This is a genomic window from Mesorhizobium sp. PL10, assembly GCF_053714315.1.
In genome coordinates this window covers 17,286-37,067 of the sequence record NZ_JBSKBR010000009.1, presented here as the reverse complement: position 1 = coordinate 37,067, position 19,782 = coordinate 17,286, and the positions used below count along the sequence as shown (strand labels likewise).

Here is a 19,782-nt window from a genome sequence, read left to right as displayed (position 1 = left end):
ATTGGCGTGACATTCAAGCGAAACGCATCGCTCAAATGGCTGGCTGGCGGAATGTTTTGCTGGCTGGGGAAAGAATCCCGGGCGGGCTTCAGGCGAGGCTGTCGATCTCCTCGTCGGACAAATTCTGCGGCACCACGGTGACCGGAATGGGGAAGGCGGCGCCCTTGCCGGCCACGGCGCCGACCAGCGGCCCTGGCCCTTCCTTGCCGGCGCCCGCGGCCAGCACCAAAATGGCGATGTCCTGGTCTTCCTCGATCAGTTTGTGGATCTCTTCGGTCGGCTTGCCCTCGCGCACCACCATTTCGGGCTCGATGCCGAGCTTCTGGCGCACCTTGTTGGCGTAACCGTCGAGCGCCGCGCGCGCCGTGGCGTTGGCCTCCTCGCGCATGATCTTCTCGACGCCCAGCCAATGCTGAAAATCGTCGGGTGTGATGATGTAGAGCAGCACCAGCGTGCCGCTGGTGCTCTGGGCCCGCTTCGAGGCGTAGGCGACGGCGCGTTCGCACTCCGGCGTGTCGTCGATGATCGTCAGGAATTTCCTGCGATGGCCGGCTTCGCGACTGAGGCGTTTGGAGACCATGTCTATCTACTCGATGGGTTCGGCCGCAATCTGCCACCGCGGCAGACCGGCGGCAAGCCACCGGCCTTATGCCAGTGTGGTGCAGTGCACTGTGACGGCTAGAGCATGATGCCGAAAAGTGTGAAGCGGCTTTCGGACGACATCATGCTCTTCTCTTTGATTTAGAGCCGGATTCAGATTTCAGGTCGATTCGACCTGAAATCATCCGGCTCTAGGCTCAACCCTGCAGCAGGCCGATAATGTCGCGCACGGTCTTCATGGTGGTCTCGGCCAGCACGCCGGCGCGCTCTCCGCCATCCCGCAGCACCGCGTCGACATAGGCGCGGTCGCCCTCGATGCGGCGCATCTCATCGGCGATAGGCGCCAGTTTTTCCACGGCAAGGTCGGCCAGCGCCGGCTTGAACACCGAAAACTGCTGGCCACCGAACTCCTTCAGCACGTCGGCTTTCGACATCTCGGCCAGCCCGGCATAGATGCCGACCAGGTTTTCCGCCTCCGGCCGGCTCTCCAGTCCGTCGACCTCGCTCGGCAAGGCTTCCGGGTCGGTCTTGGCCTTGCGGATCTTCTTCGAGATGGTGTCGGCATCGTCGGTCAGGTTGATGCGCGACAGGTCGGACGGGTCCGACTTCGACATCTTCTTGGAGCCGTCGCGCAGGCTCATGATGCGCGCCGCAGGGCCACCGATCACCGGTTCGGTGATCGGGAAGAAACCGTTCACCGTCTCTTCGCCGACCTGCATCTCGACGCCGACGCCAAGGCTGGCGATACGGCTCGAAAAGTCGTTGTTGAATTTTTGCGCGATGTCGCGGGTCAGCTCCAGATGCTGCTTCTGGTCCTCGCCTACCGGCACATGGGTGGCGCGGTAGAGCAGGATGTCGGCCGCCATCAGCGAGGGATAGGCGAGCAGCCCCAGCGAGGCATTCTCGCGGTCCTTGCCGGCCTTGTCCTTGAACTGCGTCATCTTGTTCATCCAGCCGATGCGCGCCACGCAGTTGAAGATCCAGGCAAGCTCTGCATGCTGCATCACCCGCGACTGGTTGAAGACGATGTGCTTCTTCGGGTCGATGCCGGAGGCAAGGAAGGCGGCGGTGATCGAGCGTGTCTGGTCGGCGAGGTCGTCATGGACGAGCTGTGCCGTCAGCGAGTGCAGGTCGACGACGCAATAGATGCAGTCGGACGTGTCCTGCAGGGCGACGAATTTCTTGATGGCGCCGAGATAGTTGCCGAGATGCAGATTGCCGGTCGGCTGGACGCCGGAGAAGACGAGCTGTTTGAAGGCGGTCATGGGTTCCTCATGGCTTGTGGAGGGCCGTTTCGCACGCGGCGAAAGTCTTGCGACGGCGCGCTTATGGACGAAGGCGGGGAGAGGATCAAGAGGCGGGAGATCGCCCGCGCTGACCGTCGTGTTGATTATCTTTTGTAGTCTGCTACATAGTAGTAACTACATAAATGGATGTAGGTGCCGCCATGACGATTAACATCAACAACAAGGAGGCAGATAGCCTGACGCGGGCTTTCGCCAAGGTCGAGGGCGTCGGCATCACCCAGGCGATTGTCATTGCTATGCGTGAAGCCTTGGAACGCCGCCGTAACCGCGAGACACCGCTGGAGACAGCTGCTCGGCTCCGCGCTGAATTCGGGATCGAATTGAGTGATCAGGCGCGTAAACCACTGCCGCGCTCGGTTTATGACGAATTGTCCGGCGAAGACTGATGTTCGTCGACGCAGCAGCTATCGTCGCGATACTGAGCCAAGAAGCCGAAGGCGAGCGCTGTGCGCGGGCGGTGGTGGATGCCTCGGCTCCATTCACTTCGGCAATCGCCGTGTGGGAGGCTGCAATGGCGCTTTCGCGATCGGAAAAGCTGGCAGTCCCGGTTGCGGTAAGCCTGGAGATCGTCAGCCGCTTTCTCGAAGAGCGAGCAATTGCAGTGCGGGAGCTGCCACCCGCCTCCAATGCAACAGCTCTTTCCGTCGAGGCCGCCTCGCGGTTTCGCAACAACGCCATCCGGCTGAATATGGCCGACTGTTTCCACTACGCTTGCGCGCGCTACTACGCCGTTCCGATACTGTCCACAGCAGACGAATTCCGGCTTACGGATCTGGAGACGGTTCCTTAACGGGAGGTGCCTTGCCGGCCCCGCGTTTCACGTTGCGCCTTATCATGCCGAAATCGGCGCCGCCGGTGGCAAATGCGGTGACGAAATAGAGCAGCGCCCCGCCGGCGACGAGCGCCAGAACCGTCGTCGCCTTGATCACCAGAGGTGAGCCGGGGCCGAGCCTGACGGCCAGCCAATGCTCGGCGAAATAGAGCGCGACACCCATCACGACCGCCGACAGCACCAGGCGGGGAATACGCTTCAGCAGCGGCACGTCGCGGCCCCAATGGCCGCGCCGGATCAGCACGGCGAGCAGCATCATCGCATTGACCCAGCCGGCGACGGCCGACGCCACGGCAATGCCGGGCGCGCCCATCTTCGGAAACAGCGTCAGCGCGGTCGCGACATTCACGCCGACCGAAATGGCGGCGAACATCATCGGAGTGCGCGTGTCCTCGCGGGCGAAATAGCCGGGAGTGAATGCTTTGATCAGTACGAAGGCCGGTAGGCCGAGGCCGAAGATCGCCAGGATCGCGGCAACCGTCGGTGTCGAGCCGTTGGCGGCGAAGGCGCCGCGCTCATAGACCAGCCGCACGATCGGCTCGGACATCACCCACAGTGCGGCCGCTGCCGGCAAGGTCATGAACAGCGTAAACTCGACCGAGCGGTTCTGCAGATTGGCCGCCTCGACCAGATTGCCTGATTTCAGCGCCCGCGACAGTTCCGGCAACAGCACGATCGCGACAGCGACGCCAACCACGCCGAGCGGCAATTGGTAGATGCGGTCGGCGTAAGCCAGCGAGGACACGGCGCTGTCCTGCGCCGACGCGATCGCCGTGCCGATCAGCTGGTTGATCTGGGTGATGCCGCCGGTGATCGCCGCCGGCAGCGCCAGGACCAGCAGCCGTTTGACGTTGGGCGTCAGCTTGGGCCGGCGAAAACCGAGCACGATGCCGGCGTTGCGCACCGCGATCCAGACGATGGCGAGTTGCACGATGCCCGCCGCCAGCACGCCCCAGGACAGGCTGAAGCCGACGTCATGCGCATCCATGCCGTGGTACCAGGCGTAGCCAAGCACGCTGATCAGGATGATGTTGAGGAAGGCGGGTGCGACGGCAGCCGCGAAATAGCGGCGCAGCGAATTCAGCATGCCGGCCATCATCGCCGCGAGCGACATGCAGATGAGATACGGGAACATGATCGTCGCAAGCAGGACGGTCGTCTCGAACTTGCCCGGCGTGTCGGCAAAGCCCGGCGCCACCAGATAGCGAACGATCAGCGGCATCGCCAGTTCCATGACGATGGTCAGCGCCAGCAACGCGGTGAACAAGACACCGAATACTTCCTCGGAAAAGCGCTTGGCGCCGTCGGTGCCGTGGGTCTCGATCTCCTTGGCGAACAGCGGCACGAAGGCGGCGTTGAACGCGCCTTCGGCAAACAGCCGGCGGAACGTGTTGGGAAACTGGAAGGCGGCGTTGAAGGCGTCGGCCACCGGCCCGGTGCCGAGCGCGGCCGCCATCAGCATCTCACGGCCAAAGCCGAGCGCGCGGCTCATCAGCGTGCCGGACGCAACCGTGGCGAATTTCTTGACGAGGCTCATGCGCGCGGAGATTGCCTGGGTGCCTGGGAAAAAACAGGTGATTGGGACAAAGTGATGGTCACTCGGCCGCCGCCTTGGCCTTCCCGCCGCGCTCCGGGGCAATCCCCTCAAGTGCGGCGATCAGCCTGGTGTGGATGGCGGCGGTGCGCGCTGGGCTGTCGATCTTCTGCCCGGTCAGGTCGGTGACATAGAACGTGTCGATGACCTTTTCGCCGAAGGTGGTGATGTGGGCCGAGGCGATGTCGAGTGACAGATCCGACAGCGCGCCGGTGATCTCCGACAACAGGCCCGGCCGGTCCAGCCCTTCGACCTCGATCACCGAGAAGCGGTTCGACAGCGTGTTGCGGATTTCGGCGCGCGGCGGAATCTTGAACACCTTGGCGCCGCGCTTCGGCCTGGTGCGCTTCTCGATCATCTCCGGCAGCCAGCTCTTGCCCGACAGCACGTCCTCGATCAGCCTGCCGACGCGCTCGGCGCGGCGGCGCTCATCCTCGTCGCGGTCGAACTCCCTCGAGATCAGGATGATGTCCAGCGCGCGGCCGTCGGATGTGGTGAAGATCTGCGCGTCGACGATGTTGCCGCCGGCCCCCGCACAGGCCCCGGCAATGACAGAGAGCAGGCGCGGATGGTCCTGCGCCAAAACGGTGATCTCGGTCACCGCCTCGAACTGGTGGGTCCTGACCACGGTGGCGAGCTTCTTGCCCGCCGCGTCCGCCTCGCGGATGAATTCGGCGTGGCGCAGCTGATCGGCAAGATCGACGGTCAGGAGGTAATTCTCGTAGTGCAGACCGACATAGCGCTTGCGCGCCTTGTCCGGCCAGGCGGTCAGTGCTTCGGCCAGCCGTTCGCGCGCGGCGGCCGTCCGCTGGGCGCGCGACACTTCCGAAAAGCCGCCGGTCAACAAGAGCTCGGTCTCGTAGTAGAGCGTGCGCAGAAGCTGGCCCTTCCAGCCGTTCCACACGCCCGGCCCGACGCCTCTGATGTCGCAGACGGTGAGGACCAGAAGCAACTTCAGCCGTTCGACCGACTGCACGATCGCGGCGAAATCCTCGATCGTCTTGCGGTCGTTGAGGTCGCGGGTCTGCGCCGTCATCGACATGACGAGATGGTTCTCGACCAGCCAGGCGACGGTCTCTGTGTCGGCAGCCGACAGGCCCATATGCGGGCAGATGCGCCGCGCTATCCTGGCGCCGGCCTCGGAGTGATCCTCCGGCCTGCCCTTGGCGATGTCATGCAAGAGCACGGCGACATAGAGTGCCTCGCGGCTCTTCTTCAGCCCCGGCATCAGCGTGTGCGACAGCGGATGCACCTTTTCGCCGTCACCGCGCTCGATCTCGGCCAGCACGCCGATGCAGCGGATCAGGTGCTCGTCCACCGTATAGTGGTGGTACATCGAGAACTGCATCATGGCGACGATCTTGCCGAAGTCGGGGATCAGCTTGCCGAGCAGGCCGGCCTCGTTCATGCGCCGCAGATTGAGCTCGGCGTTGCGGTCCGATGTCAGGATGTCGAGGAACAGCCGGTTGGCTTCGACGTCGCGCCGCAGCGACTTGTTGACCAGACCGAGCGAACGGGTGAGCAGCTTCAGCGCATCGGGGTGGAATTCCAGCCCGTGCTTGTCGGCGAACCAGAACAACCTGAGCAGGTTGACCGGGTCGCGCTCGAATACTGTGTCGTCGGCGACGTTGATGCGGTGGTTGTCGACGATGAAATCCGACGTGCCGGCCAGCTTGCGCTTGCGGCGCTGGAAGGTGAGGAAGATGCGGTTGAAGCCCGGCACGTGCTTGGCCTGCTCTTCCTCGAGCGCGGCGCAGAAGATGCGGGTCAAGTCGCCGACATCCTTGGCGACGAGAAAATAGTGCTTCATGAAGCGCTCGACCGCCGAAAGGCCGGGATGGGTGGTGTAACCGAGACGCTCGGCGATTTCGCGCTGAATGTCGAAATGCAGCCGTTCCTCCGGCTTTCCGGTGAGGAAATGCATGTGGCAGCGCACCGCCCACAGAAAGTCCTCGGCCTTGAGGAATTCCCTGTATTCGGCCTCGGTGAAAACGGCCTTGTCGACCAACTCCTCGCCGGTGCGCACGCGATAAAAGTATTTCGCGATCCAGAACAGCGTCTGCAAATCGCGCAGGCCGCCCTTGCCGTCCTTGACGTTGGGCTCGACCAGATAGCGGCTTTCGCCTGCCTTGGCATGGCGCTCGTCGCGCTCGGCGAGCTTGGCCTGCACATATTCAGGTCCGGTGGTGCGCACCACTTCGTGGTCGAAGCGGGTCAGCAATTCGTCGAAGAGTTTCTGCTCACCCCACAGGAACCGCGCATCCAGGATCGAGGTGCGGATGGTAATGTCGCTGCGCGACAACCTGAGGCACTCCTCGATGTTGCGGGTGGCGTGGCCGACCTTCAGTCCGAGGTCCCACAGCATGTAGAGCATGTATTCGACGATCTGTTCGCCCCACGGCGTCTGCTTGTAGGGCAGCAGGAACAACAAATCGATGTCGGACCCGGGCGCCAGCGTGCCGCGGCCATAGCCGCCGACGGCGACGACGGCCATGCGCTCGGCGGTCGACGGGTTTTTCACCCGGTAGACGTGGGTAGCGGCGAACTCGTAGAGGGCGCGGATGATCTCGTCCATGAGATGCGACAGCCGGGCAGCACAGGCCGCGCCGCTGCCGTCGTCCATCAGCATGCGTTCGGCGACCTTGCGGCCCTCGGTTAGCCGGCCCTTCAGCAACCGCAGCGCGCCGACGCGCGCGCCGGGCTCGGCGCCGTTGCGGGCCGAGGTCAGCGCCGTCATCTCGCGGCGCAGCGCCTCGCTATCGATCAGCTCGTCGAGCTTGAGGGAAATTTTTGCCATATATGCCGGTTGGTCTCGCCTTTTGCGCGGCGTCTATAGCGCGTTTTCACGGTGCTGGGTATGGGGCGGACGGACGCGTCGGCCCCGATACCTGAAGGGGATGATTTTCTCCCGCCGTAACCGGAAGAGATCGATGATTTGCCTAGCTAGTCGCCTTATCTCGATCCCAACCTTGGCCGCAATCGGCTTGTGGCGTTTCTTGCCCATCCCGCTTGCCGCCCTTTCCTCTGTGCGCTCCTGCCTGAGCAGGCTCGGCAATCGCACCGGTCCGCCGCCAAGGAACTGAGCCTGCAGGCACAAAGCCGGCACAAGCTGATAAATGACGTCGCGGGACCAGGTCGCAAAACGCGGATTGAAGACGAGGTGATCGACGGGGATGGTGATCTCATTCGTCGCCTCGATGAGGTCTCGTGCAGCCTGTCTCGACACGATGTACCCGGCCGTGCCGATATGGACGGCGTGTAGCCTGCTCGCAGAAAAACCGTGGCCACAGGCAAGTTGCTTGCGTGAAATCACGGTTCGATTGAAGAACGTTTCCAATTTGACGATGTCGGCATCGGCGGGGATCCAGCCGGCACCGGCAAGCAATTGGCCAGCCTTGTCGGCGAAGACGATGTCGTCCTCGAAGATGGCGCCATAGTCGTCATCGCCTGCCGCGATGATCGACCAGCATTGCTTATGGCTGAGCAGGCAAGCGATCTCGCCGTCGGCCATACGCAAATGCTTCTTGCCCTGCGTCATTTCGTCCAGATCGGGCCGATCGCGCGCGTCGATGGCGGTGACCCGTTCAAAGGCGACGCCAATGCGGGCGAACTCGGCCGTCACATGGGCGAGGCGGTCGCGGGACCGATCGAGATTGATAACCAGGCATTTCATTCGGGTGGGATCGATGCAGTGGGACGCGGGTGGTGGCGTCCATAACATGGGAAAGAAATTGCGTAAGCGATTTTTCCCTCCATGCCGCCCGATGGCGGCCATGATCGAAAGTCGAAATCGCCCCTTGACCTTCCAGTTACTGGAAGCACTACCTCCGCATTCAGACAGGCATGAAGGCATTTATTCGATGGCGCATTCCGAGCATCACCACCACGCGCACACGGCCGATGGCGGCTGCTGTGCGGCAAAGTCGGCAGCGCCGGCCGCCGAGGCCGTGGTGCGCGATCCTGTCTGCGGCATGCTCGTCGATCCGGCCGCCGGCAAACCGACGGCCGGGCCTGGCGGCCGTCTCTTTCACTTCTGCAGTGAGGCGTGCCGTACGAAATTCGTCGCTGCGCCCGAAAAATACCTGACCGCCACCGACCCTGTCTGCGGCATGAGCGTCGACCGCGCCACTGCGAAGCATTTTTCTCGCCACGAAGGTCAGGGTTTCTATTTCTGCTCGGCCGGCTGCCAGGCAAAGTTCGAGGCCGAACCGCAGAAATATCTCGGCGACAGGCCGGCGCCGTCGCCAATGCCCAAAGGCACGCAATACACCTGCCCCATGCATCCCGAGATCATCCGCGACAAGCCCGGCTCGTGCCCGATCTGCGGCATGGCGCTGGAGCCGATGGGTGTTCCCACCGGCGATGAGGGCCCGAACCCCGAACTGATCGACTTCACCAGGCGCTTCTGGGTCAGTGCGGTGCTGTCCGTGCCGCTGCTGATCGTCGCAATGGCGCCGATGTTCGGCCTGACCGTCCAGGCCTTTGTCGACGAGCGCACGATGGTCTGGCTAGAACTGGCGTTGGCGAGCCCGGTGGTGCTGTGGGCGGCGCTTCCCTTCTTCCATCGCGGCTGGGACTCGGTCGTCAACCGCAGCCCCAATATGTGGACGCTGATTTCGCTGGGTGTTGGCGCTGCCTATCTCTACAGCGTCGTCGCCACGCTGTTTCCGGATATCTTTCCGCACCAGTTCCGCGGCCATGGCGGCAGCGTGCCGGTCTATTTCGAGGCAGCGGCGGTCATCGTCGCGCTGGTGTTCCTCGGCCAGGTACTCGAATTGCGGGCACGTGAGAAGACCGGCTCGGCCATCCGCGCCCTGCTCGACCTGGCGCCGAAGACGGCACGGCTGATCGGTGACGACGGCTCCGAGACCGACGTGCCGCTCGATACGGTCAAGGCCGGCGACCGGCTGCGCATCCGTCCGGGCGATGCCGTGCCGGTCGACGGCGTCGTAACAGAAGGCCGTTCTTCCATCGACGAATCGATGATCTCGGGCGAGCCGCTGCCGGTCGAAAAGACGCAAGGCGATGCCTTGACCGGCGGCACGCTGAATAAGAACGGTTCGCTGATCATGCGTGCCGAAAAGGTCGGCGCCGAGACCACGCTGGCCCGCATCGTCGAACTGGTCGCTAAGGCGCAGCGCTCGCGCGCCCCAATTCAGGGCCTGGCCGACCGTGTCTCCTTCTACTTCGTGCCCGCCGTCGTGCTGGTCGCGCTTGCCGCCTTTGGCGCCTGGGCGGTCTTCGGCCCCGAGCCCAGCCTGATCTTCGCCATCGTCTCGGCAGTCTCGGTGCTGATCATCGCCTGTCCCTGCGCGCTCGGACTGGCGACGCCGATGTCGATCATGACCGCGACCGGACGCGGGGCGCACGCCGGCGTGCTGATCAAGGAAGCCGCCGCGCTCGAACGTTTTGCCTCAGTCGACACGCTGATCGTCGACAAGACCGGCACCTTGACCGAAGGCAAGCCTCGCTTGACCGATGTCGTCGCTGCCGAAGGCCTCTCGGAGAATGAGTTGCTGACGCTCGCCGCCGGCCTGGAAAAGGGCTCGGAGCACCCGCTTGCCGAGGCCATCGTCGGCGGCGCCGGTGAGCGTGGCCTGACAATCGAAAAGGCCAGTGGCTTCGAAGCCGTCACCGGCAAGGGCGTGTCCGGCACGGTCTCGGGCAGGAAGGTCGCACTCGGCAACGCCGCCATGATGGCCGATCTCGGCATCGATACCGCTTCCCTGTCGGCCAAAGCCGAGGCTCTGCAGGCCGAAGGCAAGACCGCGATGTTCGTTGCCGTGGACAACAGGCTGGCCGGCATCGTCGCCGTCGCCGATCCGGTCAAGGCAACGACTGCCGAGGCGATCCGAGCGCTTCATGACAGGGGCCTGCGGATCATCATGGCGACCGGTGACAATGAGCGCACGGCGCGCGCCATCGCCAAAAGCCTCGGCATCGACGAAGTGCGCGCTGGCCTGCTGCCGGAACAAAAGGCTGCCCTTGCCGAGGAACTGCGCGCGAACGGTGCCGGCGTCGCCATGGCCGGCGACGGCGTCAACGATGCGCCGGCCTTGGCCGCCGCCGATGTCGGCATCGCCATGGGCACCGGCGCCGATGTCGCCGTCGAAAGCGCGGGGATCACGCTGGTCAAGGGCGACCTCAACGGCATCGTTCGGGCGCGAACGCTCGCCCAGGCGACGATCCGCAACATCCGCCAGAACCTGGTCTTCGCCTTCCTTTACAATGTGCTTGGCGTGCCGGTTGCCGCCGGTGTGCTGTATCCGCTCACCGGCACGCTTTTGTCGCCGATGTTGGCGGCCGCAGCGATGAGCCTGTCTTCGGTTTCCGTCATCGCCAACGCATTGCGGCTCAGGACGTTGAAACTCTGAGCAAAGCCCCAAATACGAAGTCCAATCAACAGGAGATCATGGATGACCTTGGCTAAAAAGATCGTGCTTTTGCTGATGGCGGCGGGAATGCTGCTCGCGGTTTTCCTCGAAAGCGTTCCGGCGCAATCCGAGGAGATGAAACACGACATGGGCGCGATGGCGACAGACGCGACCAGTCCATCGACCGAAGGTTACAAGGCGGCGATGGACAAGATGCATGCCGACATGATGGCCTCGGAATATACCGGCAATGCCGATGTCGATTTCGTGCGCGGCATGATCCCGCATCATCAGGGCGCGATCGACATGGCCAAGGTGGAACTAGCCAACGGCAAGGATCCTGAAATCCGCAAGCTGGCGGAAGGCGTGATCGCCGCGCAGGAAGCCGAGATCAAGCAGATGCAAGCCTGGCTCGCCGCTCATCCGGCGAAGTAGGGCAGCAGCGAGCGGGAGCGAGACTCCAGGATCAATTCTGGATTTCCCCTTGCGTTTATGATGCCATGCGCGTCGACCGCGCCAGCCCGGGAGCCCCCATGCCCACGACGATAAGAACCACCACGCTGCCTTCGGGCGAGGCCGTCCAGGTGCTGGGACAGGGTACGTGGAAGATGGGCGAGGATGCCCGTCGCCGTGCTGGTGAGGTCAACGCCCTGAAGCTTGGGTTCGATCTTGGCATGACGCTGATCGACACCGCCGAAATGTATGCCAGTGGCGGCGCCGAGGAGGTGGTGGCGGAGGCCATTGCCGGCCGCCGGGACGAGCTCTTCGTCATCTCCAAGGTGCTGCCGTCGAATGCCTCGCGCGCCGGCGTGGCGCGGGCCTGCGAAAACAGCCTGAAGCGGCTGCGCACCGACCGCATCGATCTCTATCTCCTGCACTGGCCGGGCAGCGTTCCCTTGGCTGAGACGGTCGACGCTTTCGAGGCGTTGAAGAAGGCCGGCAAGATCCGCCACTGGGGTGTCAGCAATTTCGACACCGACGAGATGGAGGAGCTGACCGGGCTGCGCTCGGGCGACAACGTCCAGACCAATCAGGTCCTTTACAATCTGTCGCGGCGCGGCCCCGAATTCGACCTTGCCCCATGGAGCCACCAGCGCGGCATCCCGCTGATGGCCTATTCGCCGGTGGAGCAGGGCGCCTTGGCGCGCAATTCCAGGCTTGATGCTGTTGCCGCCCGCCACAACGCCACGGCGGCGCAGATCGCGCTGGCTTGGGTGATGGCGCAGCCCGGCGTCATTGCCATCCCGAAGGCCAGCAGCCAGGACCATGTCCGTCAGAATGTCGCTGCGCTCGACATCAAGCTTACCGGCGAAGACCTCGCCGAACTCGACCGCGCCTTCCCGCCGCCGACCCGCAAGCGTGGGCTGGAGATGATCTAACCGGACGACAATTCCAGCGCCGCCCGCGCCCGTTGCAGCGCGCGCGAAAAGACCGCCGTGTCGTCGAAGGCGTGCGCCAGCGTCAGCGCGCCCTGGATGGCGCCGACCGTTTCTTCGGCGAGTTCGTCCACCTTGGCCGGCTCGTGGCCGATACGGGCGAGCGCTTGCGCCAGGCACGCTACCCAACGGCTGAAATAGCTTTTGATCGCCTTGGCAAAGAGGTCGCGCGACTCGTCCAGCGCGAAGGCGCCGATCAGGCAGACCCGGCGACCGGAGCGGAAATAGCTGTCGGTCGCCGTGAGCATGCGCTCGATGCCGGCGTGCGGGTCGGCTTTGTCCTGCAGCGGCACGAAGACATTCTCCTCGAACCAACCGTCTATATGGGCGATGACGGCCGCCGCCATCTCTTCCTTCCCTAAGGGAAAGAAGTGATAGAGGCTGCCTTTGCCTAAGCCGGTCGCCGCGCCGATCAACGCCAGGCTCGCCCCTTCATAGCCGTGCTCGCGGAAAACCTCGCCGATTGTGGCCAGCAGGTCGGCGCGATCGGGCGCGATCCTGCGCATGCGCTTAGTCTTTCCGCTCGAGCATGATCTTCACTGAAAACCGCGACACACTTCTCGGGATCATGCTCTAGAGTCCGAGTTCGGTCAGGCCGGGATGGTCGTCGGGCCGGCGGCCGAGCGGCCAATGATACTTGCGCTCGGCCTCAGTGATCGGCAGGTCGTTGATGCTGGCGACGCGCCGGCGCATCAACCCGGCCGCGTCGAACTCCCAATTCTCGTTGCCGTAGGAGCGGAACCAGTGGCCGCTGTCGTCGCGCCATTCATAGGCAAAGCGCACCGCGATGCGGTTGTCGTGCCAGGTCCAGACCTCCTTGATGAGTCGATAGTCCAACTCGCGCGCCCATTTGCGCTTCAAGAAGCCGACGATCTCGCCGCGGCCCGAGACGAATTCAGCCCGGTTCCGCCAGGTGCTGTCCTCTGTGTAGGCGAGCGAAACACGCTCGGGGTCGCGGCTGTTCCAGGCGTCCTCGGCCAGGCGCGCCTTTTGCGCTGCCGTTTCGGCCGTGAATGGCGGCAAGGGCGGACGGCTCATAAAATTCTCCCATCGGCAAAGGCGATGGTGAGAATTGTACCGATTGGTACAATCGAGTCAAGTTTCGACGCGCGCTAAGGCTTTCCCGCCAGCCCCTTCAGTCTGTAGAGCGCTTCCAGCGCTTCGCGCGGCGTCATCTCATCCGGGTTGATCTCACCGAGTGCGGTGCCCAATGCGTCGCTCTTCGCGGGCTTTGGCGCCTCTCGCTTCACCGCCACCGAAAACAGCGGCAGATCGTCGACCAGCCGGTTGGCCTTGCCTGAGACTTCGCCTTCCTCAAGCTGGTGCAGCACCTCCTTCGCGCGGCCGACCACCGCTTCCGGCAAGCCGGCAAGACGGGCCACCTGCACACCGTAGGAGCGGTCGGCGGCACCCTTGCCGACCTCGTGCAGGAAGACGACGTCGCCTTCCCATTCCTTGACCCGCATGGTGACATTGGAGAGGCGAGGCAGCTTGCCGGAGAGCGCCGTCATTTCATGGAAATGGGTGGCGAAGATCGCGCGGCAGCGGTTCTTCTCATGCAGGTACTCGACGGCCGCCCAGGCAATCGACAGGCCGTCGAACGTTGCGGTGCCGCGACCGATCTCGTCCAGGATCACCAATGCTCGTTCGCCGGCCTGGTTGAGGATCGCCGCCGTCTCGACCATCTCGACCATGAAGGTCGAGCGGCCGCGCGCCAGATCGTCCGAGGCGCCGACGCGCGAAAAAAGCCGGTCGACGACGCCGATATGGGCCGACGTTGCCGGCACGAAGGAGCCGGTCTGGGCCAGGATAGCAATCAGTGCATTTTGCCGCAGGAACGTCGACTTGCCGCCCATATTGGGGCCGGTGAGCAGCCAAATGGCGCCGGTCTTGGCACCGCCTTGCGGCGACAGATCGCAATCATTGGCAACGAACGGCCCTTCGCCCGAACGGCGCAGCGCCTGTTCCACCACCGGATGCCGTCCGCCTGAAATGTCGAAGGCAAGGCTGGAATCGACCAGCGGCCGGCACCAGGCTTCGCTCTCCGACAAAAGCGCAAGCGCCGCCGACACGTCGAGCACGGCCAGCGCATCCGCACCTGCGCGGATATTCTGCGCCTCGCCGACAACCTCAGTCGTCAGCGTGTCGAAAGCGGCAAGCTCGATGCTGAGCGCCCGGTCGGCGGCATTGGCGATCTTGGTCTCGAGTTCTGCAAGCTCGGTCGTGGTGAAGCGCATGGCGTTGGCCATGGTCTGGCGATGGATGAAGCGCGCTTTGGCGCCGTCGCTGCCGGTCATGATCGAATGGTGGTTGGCGGTCACCTCGATGTAATAACCCAGCACATTGTTATGTCGGATTTTCAGCGAGCGAATGCCGGTCTCCTCAATCAGCGAGCGCTCTAGCCCGGCTATCACCTTGCGAGACTCATCGCGCAAGGCCCGCATCTCGTCGAGCTCGGGGTGGTAGCCGCCGCGCACGAAGCCGCCGTCGCGCCGGAGCAACGGCAACTCGTCGCCGAGTGCTTGCGTGAGATGTTGGGCGAGTGCCGCGGGCAGCGCCCGGATGGCGGCGAGTGCGTTCGCCAGCTCCTCCGGCAGGGTCGTTGCTGCGAAGATTTCGGCGATCGCACCGGCCGCCTCGAAACCGGCGCGCAACGCGCCGAGGTCGCGCGGACCGCCGCGGTTGAGCGCCAGCCGCGACAGCGCCCGTGGCATGTCGGCGACGCTCTTCAGGCTGGCCCGCACCGCCTGGGAAATCTGAGTCTCGGCGCGGAAGAACGACACCGAATCGAGCCTGGCGCCGATCGCCGCCGGATCGGTCAGTGGCGCCATCAGCCGGTCGGCAAGCAGCCTCGCGCCGCCGCCGGTCACCGTGCGGTCGATGGCCTTGAACAGCGAACCCTCGCGGCTGCCGGACAACGTGCGCAAAAGCTCCAGATTGCCGCGTGTCGCCGGATCGATGAACAGCGTCGATCCCTGCTCCTCGCGTTCGGGGCGCGACAGCGGCGGCCGCTCGGCCTTCTGTGTCTTTTCGACATAGGCGATCACGCCGGAGATCGCCGACAGTTCGGCGCGCGAGAAGGCGCCAAAGCTATCCGGCGTCGCCACCTCGAAGAAGCGCGCGATGCGGCCCGCGGCCGAGGCCGAATCGAACAGCGATGGCGGCTGCGGACTGGCGACGCGGCCGATGACGTCGAACACCGGCTTCAACTCGGGATCGTAAAACACCGGCTCGGCGACGATCAGCTCGCGCGGATCGACGCGAAACACATCGGCCAGCAGCCGGTCGGCCGTAGTTTCGGCAACGCGGAAGATGCCGGTCGAGATCTCGATCCAGGCCAACGCAAAGGCGTGATCGCTGCTGCCGCCCTTCACCCGTCCCAGCGCCATCAGGAAGCTCGATTCCGACGGTGCCAGCAATTTGTCCTCGGTGATGGTGCCGGGCGTCACCAGCCGCACAACATCGCGGCGCACCACTGATTTGCCGCCGCGCTTCTTTGCTTCCGCCGGATCCTCGATCTGTTCGCAGACGGCAACGCGAAAACCCTGGCCAATCAGCTTCTGCAGATAATCGTCGGCCGCGTGCACCGGCACGCCGCACATCGGAATGTCGTGGCCTTGATGCTTGCCGCGCTTGGTCAAGACGATGCCCAGAGCCCGGCTCGCCTTCTCCGCGTCGTCGAAAAACAGTTCGTAGAAATCGCCCATGCGGTAGAACAGCAGCGAATCCGGGTTCGCCGCCTTGATCTCGATGAACTGCTCCATCATCGGCGTCACGGCGGCACTGGCTGGTGCCGGTGTGGTTGTCTCGTTGGCATCGGGGTCGGTTGGCATGTGCATATTCATGCGGGGACGCTAGCAGATGTAGCGGTGCGGTTTAATGCCGGGCACTCGAAAAGCAGGGGAAAGCGCTTTCATGCCGCCACCTGGCATCGGATTGCCTGACGCCACGATCCGCAATACTGGTCGCAGTGACGGAGGGCTTATGGACAAGGACGGGCACGAGACCCCCGAGGAGATGGTAGCCTCGACCGCCTCGCCCTATGAGCGCCTGCGGATCAAGGCGGCATTGCTCGGCAATCGCACCGTGGGCAGGCTGCGTGATGCGACGCGCAAGCGGCTTCCCTTCCTGCTGCCCGTCGACGGCTTGCTCTCCGGTCTCGATGGCGGCCGACAGGTTGCGGTCCACATGCTCAGCCATGACCCGCTGGTGATCTACACGCCGATCGGCGGTCCGCGGCCGCTGGCCTCCGTCGTGGCCATTGGCCGGCGCCTGGCTTCGCGGCGTGCTGCCTTTCTCATGATGCCAAGCTGGACGCTCGAGCGGCCACACACCGTGGCGAAACTAGGCAGGGATCTGGCCTGGTATCGCGAACGCTTTCCGCTGCACGAGCTGATCTTCCTTTGCAACACCGAGGAGGAGCGGCGCCTGGTCAGCGCGGTTGGCGGCAACGCAATCTTCTCCAACCACAATCTGATGGTCTCCGAGCACATTTTTCGGCCATTGCCGGATGTCCCGGTCGCATTCGACGCCGTCTACAATGGCCGCATCTCGCACACCAAGCGACATTATCTTTCCTTCGACATCGAAAGGCTGCTCCACATCACCGTGTCGATCGGCGAATTGCCGCCGGCGGGCGACCGTGCCTTCATCCGGCGGCTCCAGGCGCAATCGCCATTGCATCGTATCGCCAATCCGATCGTCAACGGGCTGACCGAGCGGCTGGCTCCGCAGGAGGTCAATCGTGCCTACAACCAGGCCGCTGTCGGCCTCTGTCTGTCCGCCGTCGAAGGCGCGATGTGCTCAAGCATGGAATATATGATGGCCGGCTTGCCTGTGGTGAGCACACCAAGCCTCGGCGGCCGTGATGTCTTTTTCGACCCGGACTATTGCATCGTCGCCGAGCCGGAGCCGGCAGCGATCCGCCGCGCGGTCGAAACGCTGCGCGACCGGGCCATTCCTCGCGAGGAGATCCGCAGCCGCACCATGGCCAAGATATGGCCGCAGAGGCGCGAACTCATGGAGTTCCTGTCGGCGCTGCAGGAGCGGATGGGAAGCAAGGAGCCGCCGCTTTCGCAATGGCCCTTTCCCGGGACAAGGACGCTGCGCCGATGGGCAAGCGCGCGCCAGCATGCGCGTGAGATCATAGAGCACGTCTCGACGTGACATCCCTCATGGAGAGCCTCGTCGGCGTTGAGCCAGCTTTGCCGTGCTTGGCGGTTTACAGCCGTGGCCTGTGGCCTTAGTCCTTTGTCTAGATAAAGAGCGCCCGTCTCAAGGGTGCGGCACCGGCGAGGAAATCAAGAGCATCATGGCCAAGAAAACCGAAAACAGCGGCCCGTCCGTCAGCGCCCAGGAGGCGCTGGAATTCCACGCCATGGGCCGTCCCGGCAAGCTGGAGGTCGTCGCCACCAAGCCGATGGCGACGCAGCGCGATTTGAGCCTCGCCTATTCGCCGGGCGTTGCGGTTCCCGTTCTGGCCATCGCCGAGGACCCCAGCCGCGCCTTCGACTATACGACGCGCGGCAACATGGTCGCCGTCATTTCCAACGGCACCGCGATTCTCGGCCTCGGCAATCTCGGTGCGCTCGCGTCCAAGCCGGTGATGGAAGGCAAGGCGGTGCTGTTCAAGCGCTTCGCCGATGTCGATTCCATCGATCTCGAAGTCGACACCGAGGATGCCGATGAGTTCATCAATTGCGTGCGCTTCCTCGGGCCGTCCTTTGGCGGCATCAATCTGGAAGACATCAAGGCGCCGGAGTGCTTCATCATCGAGCAGCGCCTGCGCGAATTGATGGACATCCCGGTCTTCCATGACGACCAGCACGGCACCGCCATCATCTCCGCCGCCGGGCTGCTCAACGCGCTGGAGATCACCGGCCGCGACATGAAGACCACGAAGATGGTCTGCAACGGAGCCGGTGCCGCCGGCATCGCCTGCATCGAACTGATGAAGGCGATGGGGTTTGCGCCGGAAAACATCATCCTGTGCGACACCAAGGGCGTGGTCTTCCAGGGCCGCACCGAGGGCATGAACCAGTGGAAGTCGGCGCATGCGGTCAAGACCGATACGCGCAGCCTGGCCGAGGCGCTGGATGGCGCCGATGTCTTCCTCGGCCTGTCGGCCAAGGGCGCGCTGACCACCAAGATGGTGCAGTCGATGGCCAAGAACCCGATCATCTTCGCCATGGCCAATCCCGACCCGGAGATCACGCCGGAGGAAGTGGCCGAGATCCGCACCGACGCTATCATGGCCACCGGGCGTTCCGACTATCCGAACCAGGTCAACAATGTGCTCGGCTTCCCTTACATCTTCCGCGGTGCGCTGGATGTCAGGGCCACCACCATCAATGACGACATGAAGATCGCTGCCGCGCGTGCGCTGGCCGAACTGGCGCGCAAGGACGTGCCCGACGATGTCGCCGCCGCCTATCAGGGCAACCGGCCGAAATTCGGCCCCAACTACATCATCCCGGTGCCGTTCGATCCGCGCCTGATCTCGGCCATCCCGCTCGCGGTGGCCAAGGCCGCGATGGAGTCGGGCGTCGCCCGCAAGCCGATCCTCGATCTCGACCGCTATGCGCAGGAGCTGTCCGCCCGCCGCGACCCGATCGCTTCGACCTTGCAGCGGATCTACGACCGCGTCCGCCGCCAGCCCAAGCGCATTGTCTTCGCCGAGGGCGAGGAGGAGCAGGTGATGCGGGCCGCTGTCTCCTATGTGAACCAGAAGCTGGGCACCGCGATCCTGCTCGGCCGCGACGACATCATCAAGGAGAACGCCAGGCACGCCGGTATCGACTTGAACAAGCAGGGCATCGAGATCATCAATGCCAGGCTGTCGCGCCGCAACGGCATCTACACCGACTATCTCTATGAGCGCCTGCAGCGCAAAGGCTTCCTGTTTCGTGACTGCCAGCGGCTGATCAACAACGACCGCAATCATTTCGCCGCCTGCATGGTGGCGCTGGGCGACGCCGACGGCATCGTCACCGGCGTCACCCGCAACTATTCCACCGCGCTCGACGATATCAGGCGCATCATCGATGCCAAGCCCGGCCACCGCGTCATCGGCGTGTCGATCGTGCTCGCGCGCGGCAGGACCGTGCTCGTCGCCGACACCGCCGTGCACGACATGCCCAATGCAGAGCAGATCGCCGACATCGCCGAGGAAGCCGCAGGCTTTGCCCGCCGCATGGGTTACGAGCCGCGGCTCGCCATGCTCGCCTATTCCACCTTCGGCCATCCGCAGGGCGAGCGCTCCGAGCGGGTGCAGGAAGCGGTACGCATCCTCGACAAGCGGCGTGTTGATTTCGAGTACGACGGCGAGATGGCCGCCGATGTGGCCCTGAATGCGCGCGCAATGGCGCAATATCCGTTCATCAGGCTGACAGGCCCGGCAAATGTGCTGATCATGCCGGCGTTCCACTCGGCCTCGATCTCGACCAAGATGCTGCAGGAGCTCGGCGGCTCGACGGTGATCGGCCCGCTGCTGGTAGGGCTGAACAAGCCGGTGCAGATCGTGTCGCTGAACGCGAAGGACTCGGACATCGTGAACATGGCGGCGATCGCGGCCTATACGGCGGGGACTTGAGAGACACGCAAAGCCGGTGATGGCCAGCGGGGGGGCGCAGACTCAGGA

Annotated in this window: 15 protein-coding genes; 7 read left to right on the top strand and 8 right to left on the bottom strand. The window is 64.0% G+C overall.

Features of this window, described 5'->3' with window-relative positions:
* Positions 1–88 precede the first annotated feature (88 nt).
* Complete coding sequence (locus tag ACWGTO_RS16140; protein WP_023672856.1) at positions 89–580, bottom strand: universal stress protein; 492 nt, start codon at positions 578–580, stop codon at positions 89–91.
* A 217-nt stretch (positions 581–797) separates the two neighbouring features.
* Positions 798–1,865: a tryptophan--tRNA ligase gene (gene trpS / locus ACWGTO_RS16135; protein WP_454575818.1), complete on the bottom strand. Its 1,068-nt coding sequence runs from the start codon at positions 1,863–1,865 to the stop codon at positions 798–800.
* A 182-nt stretch (positions 1,866–2,047) separates the two neighbouring features.
* Between trpS and ACWGTO_RS16130 the strand changes: the two genes are divergently transcribed.
* Positions 2,048–2,293: a type II toxin-antitoxin system VapB family antitoxin gene (locus ACWGTO_RS16130; RefSeq protein ID WP_454575817.1), complete on the top strand. Its 246-nt coding sequence runs from the start codon at positions 2,048–2,050 to the stop codon at positions 2,291–2,293.
* Positions 2,293–2,697, top strand: coding sequence for a type II toxin-antitoxin system VapC family toxin (locus ACWGTO_RS16125; protein WP_454575816.1), 405 nt, complete (start codon positions 2,293–2,295; stop codon positions 2,695–2,697). The genes ACWGTO_RS16130 and ACWGTO_RS16125 overlap by 1 nt, the downstream gene beginning before the upstream one ends.
* On the opposite strand, the gene murJ is transcribed toward ACWGTO_RS16125, so the two are convergent.
* From murJ to ACWGTO_RS16110, 3 genes are read right to left on the bottom strand one after another with little or no spacing between them, the layout of a single operon-like run.
* On the bottom strand, positions 2,672–4,276 hold the full coding sequence (gene murJ, locus ACWGTO_RS16120; protein WP_454575815.1) for a murein biosynthesis integral membrane protein MurJ: 1,605 nt from the start codon (positions 4,274–4,276) through the stop codon (positions 2,672–2,674). The genes ACWGTO_RS16125 and murJ overlap by 26 nt on opposite strands.
* A 58-nt stretch (positions 4,277–4,334) precedes the next feature.
* Entirely contained in the window at positions 4,335–7,130 is a 2,796-nt protein-coding gene (locus tag ACWGTO_RS16115; RefSeq protein ID WP_454575814.1) for a [protein-PII] uridylyltransferase, read from the bottom strand.
* A 33-nt stretch (positions 7,131–7,163) separates the two neighbouring features.
* Positions 7,164–8,108 (bottom strand): glycosyltransferase family 25 protein, encoded by a 945-nt coding sequence (locus ACWGTO_RS16110; RefSeq protein ID WP_454575813.1) that lies wholly within the window; start codon positions 8,106–8,108, stop codon positions 7,164–7,166.
* A gap of 85 nt (positions 8,109–8,193) precedes the next feature.
* Between ACWGTO_RS16110 and ACWGTO_RS16105 the strand changes: the two genes are divergently transcribed.
* The 3 genes from ACWGTO_RS16105 to ACWGTO_RS16095 all read left to right on the top strand — a co-directional run bounded on the left by ACWGTO_RS16105 (position 8,194) and on the right by ACWGTO_RS16095 (position 12,086).
* A complete protein-coding gene (locus tag ACWGTO_RS16105; protein WP_454575812.1) occupies positions 8,194–10,707 on the top strand; it encodes a heavy metal translocating P-type ATPase in 2,514 nt (837 codons plus the stop codon).
* Positions 10,708–10,749: 42 nt separating this feature from the next.
* The gene (gene copM / locus ACWGTO_RS16100) at positions 10,750–11,142 is read left to right on the top strand and encodes a CopM family metallochaperone (RefSeq protein WP_454575811.1); all 393 of its coding nucleotides are present in this window, start codon (positions 10,750–10,752) and stop codon (positions 11,140–11,142) included.
* Positions 11,143–11,240: 98 nt separating this feature from the next.
* Positions 11,241–12,086 (top strand): aldo/keto reductase, encoded by an 846-nt coding sequence (locus ACWGTO_RS16095; RefSeq protein ID WP_454575810.1) that lies wholly within the window; start codon positions 11,241–11,243, stop codon positions 12,084–12,086.
* Here the strand turns inward: ACWGTO_RS16095 and ACWGTO_RS16090 are convergent.
* From ACWGTO_RS16090 to mutS, 3 genes are all read right to left on the bottom strand, one after another.
* The gene (locus ACWGTO_RS16090; RefSeq protein ID WP_454575809.1) at positions 12,083–12,649 is read right to left on the bottom strand and encodes a TetR/AcrR family transcriptional regulator; all 567 of its coding nucleotides are present in this window, start codon (positions 12,647–12,649) and stop codon (positions 12,083–12,085) included. The genes ACWGTO_RS16095 and ACWGTO_RS16090 overlap by 4 nt on opposite strands.
* Before the next feature lie 67 nt (positions 12,650–12,716).
* On the bottom strand, positions 12,717–13,181 hold the full coding sequence (locus ACWGTO_RS16085; protein WP_454575808.1) for a nuclear transport factor 2 family protein: 465 nt from the start codon (positions 13,179–13,181) through the stop codon (positions 12,717–12,719).
* Positions 13,182–13,255: 74 nt separating this feature from the next.
* Complete coding sequence (gene mutS / locus ACWGTO_RS16080) at positions 13,256–15,988, bottom strand: DNA mismatch repair protein MutS (protein ID WP_454575807.1); 2,733 nt, start codon at positions 15,986–15,988, stop codon at positions 13,256–13,258.
* 139 nt (positions 15,989–16,127) lie between these two features.
* Between mutS and ACWGTO_RS16075 the strand changes: the two genes are divergently transcribed.
* Positions 16,128–17,309 carry a glycosyltransferase gene (locus ACWGTO_RS16075; RefSeq protein ID WP_454575806.1) on the top strand — a complete coding sequence of 394 codons (1,182 nt, stop codon included), beginning with the start codon at positions 16,128–16,130 and terminating at the stop codon, positions 17,307–17,309.
* A 145-nt stretch (positions 17,310–17,454) separates the two neighbouring features.
* Entirely contained in the window at positions 17,455–19,734 is a 2,280-nt protein-coding gene (locus tag ACWGTO_RS16070; RefSeq protein ID WP_454575805.1) for an NADP-dependent malic enzyme, read from the top strand.
* The last annotated feature ends 48 nt before the right edge of the window (positions 19,735–19,782 follow it).